General features: G+C 62.3%; 6 protein-coding genes and 1 pseudogene. 6 read left to right on the forward strand and 1 reads right to left on the reverse strand.

The genetic code is table 11. The features are described 5' to 3' along the window. The 6 genes from AC5JJ6_RS37495 to AC5JJ6_RS37520 all read left to right on the forward strand — a co-directional run. The coding region (locus AC5JJ6_RS37495) for a zinc-binding metallopeptidase family protein (RefSeq protein ID WP_496046918.1) at positions 1-1,076 on the forward strand (1,076 nt) is incomplete at its 5' end. 129 nt (positions 1,077-1,205) lie between these two features. Beyond that, positions 1,206-1,472, forward strand: coding sequence for a hypothetical protein (locus AC5JJ6_RS37500; protein WP_496046919.1), 267 nt, complete (start codon positions 1,206-1,208; stop codon positions 1,470-1,472). A gap of 144 nt (positions 1,473-1,616) precedes the next feature. Continuing rightward, positions 1,617-2,699: a recombinase RecA gene (gene recA / locus AC5JJ6_RS37505; RefSeq protein ID WP_496046920.1), complete on the forward strand. Its 1,083-nt coding sequence runs from the start codon at positions 1,617-1,619 to the stop codon at positions 2,697-2,699. Positions 2,700-3,031: 332 nt separating this feature from the next. Further along, on the forward strand, positions 3,032-3,196 hold the full coding sequence (locus AC5JJ6_RS37510; RefSeq protein WP_496046921.1) for a hypothetical protein: 165 nt from the start codon (positions 3,032-3,034) through the stop codon (positions 3,194-3,196). Between the two features lie 292 nt (positions 3,197-3,488). Continuing rightward, a complete protein-coding gene (locus AC5JJ6_RS37515; protein ID WP_496046922.1) occupies positions 3,489-4,820 on the forward strand; it encodes a ferritin-like domain-containing protein in 1,332 nt (443 codons plus the stop codon). Between the two features lie 90 nt (positions 4,821-4,910). After that, positions 4,911-5,237 carry a hypothetical protein gene (locus AC5JJ6_RS37520; protein ID WP_496046923.1) on the forward strand — a complete coding sequence of 109 codons (327 nt, stop codon included), beginning with the start codon at positions 4,911-4,913 and terminating at the stop codon, positions 5,235-5,237. Between the two features lie 57 nt (positions 5,238-5,294). On the opposite strand, the pseudogene AC5JJ6_RS37525 reads toward AC5JJ6_RS37520, so the two are convergent. Further along, positions 5,295-5,843: pseudogene (locus AC5JJ6_RS37525) on the reverse strand (IS6 family transposase); the annotation flags it as partial. Positions 5,844-6,006: the final 163 nt, after the last annotated feature.

The raw sequence follows: 6,006 nt of genomic DNA on the forward strand, positions 1-6,006 counted from the left end.
AACGGACATCTGCCGTGAAGATTTTTCACTGTCAGCACTGCGGTCAAATGGTGTATTTCGCCAACACCCGGTGCGAGCGCTGCGGCCACCTCCTCGGCTACATCCCGGACCTTGAGGTGCTCAGCGCCCTTGTCCCGCTGGGGGAGGGTCGCTGGCAGCCTATGGCGGCTCCGACCCGACCGTCGCGGTTCTGCGCCAATGCCGCCTTTGACGTTTGCAACTGGCTGATTTCGGCCGACAGCCCTGCCCTGTACTGCCGGGCCTGCCGACTCAACCGAACGATCCCCGATCTTGATACCCTGGACAAACGCCTGCGCTGGCAGCGCCTGGAAACTGCCAAGCACCGCCTCGTTTACGGTCTGCTGCGGCTCGGCCTGCCCCTGACGAGCCGGTTCGATGATCCGCAGACAGGCCTCGCCTTTGATTTTCTGGCAAATTCCGAAAAAATGGTTCTGGAGGAGAAGCGGATCGTCACAGGTCACGCAGCGGGACTGATCACGATCGATATCTCCGAGGCTGACGATGCCGAGCGGGAGCGTCACCGCCAGGACATGGCCGAGTCATACAGGACGCTGCTTGGGCATTTCCGCCACGAGGTTGGCCACTACTACTGGGACCGGCTGGTCCACAGCGGTCCATGGCTCCCGTCGTTCCGCGACCTGTTCGGCGACGAGCGCCAGGACTATGGTGCCAGCCTGGTCAGGCATTACGCGCATGGACCTCCTGCCGACTGGCGGCAGCACTTCGTCAGCGGCTACGCCAGTGCCCACCCCTGGGAGGATTTTGCCGAAACCTGGGCGCATTACCTGCACATCGTGGATACTCTGGAGACGGCGCACGCGTTCGGCCTGCGCGTCCGTCCCGAGGGCGACCCCGATCCCGCCTTTGCCATGGAGATCGACTTCGATCCTTACGATCAGCGGGACTTCGACGTTCTGGTCCGGACATGGCTGCCGCTGACCTACGCCGTCAACAGCCTCAACCACAGCATGGGTCTGCCCGATCTCTACCCTTTCGTCCTGGCTCCGACCGTCATGGGAAAGCTGCGCTTCGTCCATGGCCTGATCGTCCGCTGACCAGTGATCGAAGGGGAGACGGATCTTCCGCGCTGTCCAGTGCATCAGGTCCGGCCGGGACCCATATGGGAAAAGCGGTTAACGATCCGGCTCCACTTCCTTTCACGGCTAGCCCTGCAGAGGCAATCCATGACTGAGCGAACGGTGCGCAGCACCATGACCTTCCGCCACCCCTTCCTGCTGAGCGGCTTCGACGAGCCGCTGTCGGCCGGAACCTACACGATCGAAACCCATGAAGAACTGATAGAGGGGCTGTCCTTCCCGGCCTACCGGCGAACCGAAACCCTCCTGTTCCTCAAGCCGTCACCCGGTCAAGCCAACCTGGTTCAGGTCGCGGTCGTCGACCCTGTCGAGTTGGAAGAGGCCCACCGGCGTGATGCAACGGATCATGATTGACCTGCACAAGGCTTAGGCTGCGTGAGCAACTGAGAGCACGATGTGAAACTATATCGAGCAGCCGAAGGATGAACTGATTAATGCACTAAAAAATGAGAACAAAATGAGTACATGGAGATATGTTTTGAATTTGGGAGCGCCGCAATGTCCACACCTCCGTTGAGGCTGGCTGAAACTACCCGGGACAAGCAGAAGGCGCTCGATGCCGCCCTGACTCAGATCGAACGCGCCTTTGGCAAGGGCGCGATCATGAAGCTGGGCGGCGGCGGCGAGATACCAGCCGTGGAGGCTATTTCCACCGGATCGCTCGGGCTCGACATCGCTCTCGGTATCGGCGGCGTGCCGAAGGGCCGTGTCATCGAGGTCTACGGCCCGGAAAGTTCGGGCAAGACGACATTGACGCTCCATGTCATAGCCCAGGCGCAGAAGGCGGGCGGCACGTGTGCCTTTATCGACGCCGAGCATGCTCTGGACCCTGGATATGCCAGGAAGCTCGGCGTCGATGTCGACGAGTTGCTGATCTCACAGCCGGATAATGGTGAGCAGGCACTGGAGATCGTTGACACGCTGGTGCGCACGGGCGCCCTTGATGTTCTGGTTATCGACTCGGTGGCGGCGCTGGTGCCGCGGGCGGAGCTGGAAGGCGAGATGGGCGACAGCCACGTCGGCCGCCATGCCCGGCTGATGAGCCAGGCGCTGCGCAAGCTGACCGGCTCGATCTCCAAGTCGCACACCACGGTGATCTTCATCAACCAGATCCGGCTGAAGATCGGCGTCATGTTCGGCAACCCGGAAACCACGACCGGTGGCAACGCGCTGAAGTTCTACGCTTCCCAGCGGCTCGACATCCGGCGGATCGGCGCCATCAAGGACAAGGATAACGTGGTCGGCAATCAGACCCGTGTCAAAGTGGTCAAGAACAAGATGGCCCCGCCGTTCCGGGTGGTCGAGTTCGACATCATGTACGGCGAGGGCATTTCCAAAACGGGCGAGCTGATCGACCTGGGTGTTCAGGCAGGTGTCGTGGAAAAGTCGGGATCCTGGTTCAGCTACAGCGGTCAGCGGATCGGACAGGGCAAGGAGAACGCCAGGACTTTCCTGAAATCGAACCCGGACATTGCTGATGTTATCGAGACGAAGATCCGGGAGAACGCCGGTCTGGTGGCCGATGCGATGATGGGATCGCCAGATCGGGATGGCGACGCGGCCGAGACGGCCGAGGATTGATCCGCACGGAAAGATTACCCAGTGCCAAAAGAAAGGGGAGGGTGGGCGTTGGTGCAGCGAGACCGGTCCGGATCCAGTGGGCCTATCCGCTCTGATCGGTTACGTGGTGCGGACGGAGTCCAGGTATCCGGCATCGATCTGCGGTTGAGGACAGCGCCGCCGATGGCGGCTTCGGCCTGCGGGCCGGGCAGCTTCCGGACATGCAGATGGTCGCCGAGCATGCGCTTGTAACGGAGAGCAACAGAAACCGTGGGGCATCGGCTAGCTTGGGCTGATGGAGCTAGCTAGGTTGACGGGCCTATCTACCAGACTAAGTTCGTGGACAATCCAGCATGCCGTCGACCCTGCACGTTCAGCTTCAGCTTCGCATCGTCAGCGATGATGACACCGTGATCCGGGATGAGGTGATCCTGCAGCTGGACAAGACCGGTGACCGGCTTTGGTGCATGGATGCAGAGAACTGTCACAAGCAAAAATCAAGAATAACAACAGCTTAGCTTAATAATGATTGCGCCTCGCATTATTAACTCGGCGGAAAAACCGTGAAATCTCAAAAACTTACCGGATCAAGCTTGAGATTGAGAAGCATTGTTAACATATTATATTGATTTTGTTGAAGAATATCCATGCACCAAAGCCGCGGGAAAGGCCTGCCTGGGGTACGGACCAACAACCACGGTGCACGAACGGTTCGTATCTCGATGACATATATCACGGCTCTTCAGCTCCGCGAACCGGAACATCGATCGGCGATGACCGTTCATCGACGGCGCATTCCAGGTGGAACGAGTGCTCGTGTTTATCCGGCGGGCCGAGATACGGCGGCACCACCGGCTGCGCTATTTCGCTGCGGCGTCAAGGGGCATGATGGCGAACGACCAAGTGACCGGGACCGGTGCCGACGAGCCGGAGATCGTGATCGGCTCGCGCGAGCAGCTCCTCCACCTCCTGGCGGAGGCCGCGGAGATCGAGCACGCGCTGATGTGCAGCTATCTCTACGCCGCGTTCAGCCTCAAACGTGCCGGCGAGCCGAGCGTTTCTAAAGCGCACGGTGAGGCCTTGGAACGGTGGCGCAGGACGATCATCAACGTCGCGGTCGAGGAGATGGGCCATCTCGTCATGGTGGCGAACCTGACGGTGGCGGTTGGCGGCCGACCGCATTTCGGGCGCCCGAACTTTCCGGTTTCGCCCGGGTACTTCCCCTCGGACGTCGCTCTACGACTCACGGCGTTCACCGCCGAGACGCTGGAGCATTTCATCTTTCTGGAGCGGCCTCAGGGTCTCGACGGCGAAGACAGCGACGCGTTCGCCCAGGACGACTACCAGCGGGAGCAGGCCCGTCCCGGGCTGATGCCGAGCGCGCAGGATTACGCCACGATCGGCCATCTGTACGAGGCGATCCGCGCCAACCTCACCGCGCTCGAACGTCATCTCGGCAGCGACGCCCTCTTCCTGGGCGGGGCCGAGAGTCAGCTGGGCAGGGACGCAATCGACCTTGAGGCGGTGAACCCGATCACCGACCTGTCTGCGGCAAACGCCGCCATCGACCTGGTCGTCGAGCAGGGAGAAGGTTCTCCGTCTGACCGGGAGGTATCACATTACCGGAGCTTCCTGGCGATCCAGGAGGAAATGGCGGAGATGACCCGCACGAGCCCCGGCTTCGCGCCGGCTTGGCCGGTTGCCGACAGCCCGGTGCTGCGGCGCCCGCCCGAACCGGACGGCAAGGTCTTCATCGACCATCCCAAAGCGGCCGTGCTGCTCGACTTCGCGTGCGCGACCTACGGGCTGCTGCTGCGCTGCCTCGTCCAGTGCTTTGGCCGCCCGGGCACCGATCGCCAGGCTCAACAGAAGAAGCTGGTGTCGGCGGCGGTCGACCTGATGCATGTGCTGAGCGAGGCATCCACAAAGCTGGCCCGGCTTCCCGCAACCAAGGAGAGCGACGCCGTCCACGCCGGGATGACGTTTACGATGCTGCGGGGCGTCGAGCCGCTGCTGCCGGGTGAGGTGGAACGCCTTCTTCTGCGCGAGCGCGCCGCCGATCTTGCCCGAGCCGGTGAAGGCCTGGGCGGGAGGGCGGCGGAAGCTCTCCGACGGGCCTGCGAAACCCTGATGCGGTTCTGAATAAGGCTGAGGTGGAAACATGCCGGGCGTCACGTCACGCAACACATCGGCCTACCCCGACAACAACGCGACCTTTGATGGCTGTCCCTCATGACGGCGGACAGCGGCATCACAGGCGCAGGCCAGCTACCGGATGCTCTTATCCGTGACCCCCGGCCTGACGCGGCATGGCCTCCCCAGACCCTGGCTCAGGCCATTCCAAGCCACGGCGTGAACGTCAACGCGGTCCTCTACACCGCGGCGGGCGCAGGGCCGCATCCGACGATACTCCTGTTGCACGGGCTCCTGGGCAACGAGCAGAACCTCGATCTGGCCCAGTCGATCCGGCGAGCCGGCTGGAACGTCCTGACGTTGCATTATCGGGGATCGTGGGGTACTCCGGGCGCCTTTTCCTTCGCGCAGGCACCGTCAACTTGATCGGCGTCCGACTGCGGTAAGGTAGCTTACGGGCTTGGGCGCAACCCTGGTCTGTGATTACGCGGCCAAACGGGCGCCGGCGATCTCGGCCCAGTCCTCGAAGGCTTGGGAACGGGTGGCGCGATACTGGCTGGCGGTGACGTGGTCTCGGCGCAGGTAGAAGAGGTTGGCGATGGGATCGTGGATCGAGACGAAGCGCTGAACGTGGCGGGCCGACTTGAACCGCTTCATCTGCCGTTCTCGTCGTCGTGTCGGCTGGTGGGAGTTCTCGGCCCGGTTGTTGAGCCCCTTGTGCTGGCGATGCTCGACGCCGGGCATGATCTCCCTTTTCGCCGCCGCGTAAGACTTCAGCTTGTCTGTCACCATCACCCGCGGCGCCCGGCTCTGCCTCTTCAGGAGCTTGCGCAGCAGGCGCTTGGCCGCCTTCTTGTCGCGTCGGCTCTGGACCAGGGCCTCGAGCACGAAGCCGTCCTGGTCGACCGCGCGCCACAGGTAGTGCTTCCTGCCCGCGATCGTCACGACCATCTCGTCGAGGTGCCATTTGTCGCCGCCCCGTGGCCGGCGCCGGCGGATCCCGTTGGCGATCTCGCGGCCAAACTTCAGGCCCCCATTTGCAACCGCGCACGAGGCACCGTCTCATCACCTGTCAGATCCACCTGTCAGATCGCTCACGTCGTCCATGACTTTACCCCGCCGACTCGGAGCGCATCTTGAATCAGAGGCTGTTTGTAGACTTCAGGCGCTGATTTTCTGGATCGCAAGGCGCACG

Source organism: Skermanella sp. (genome assembly GCF_059503625.1).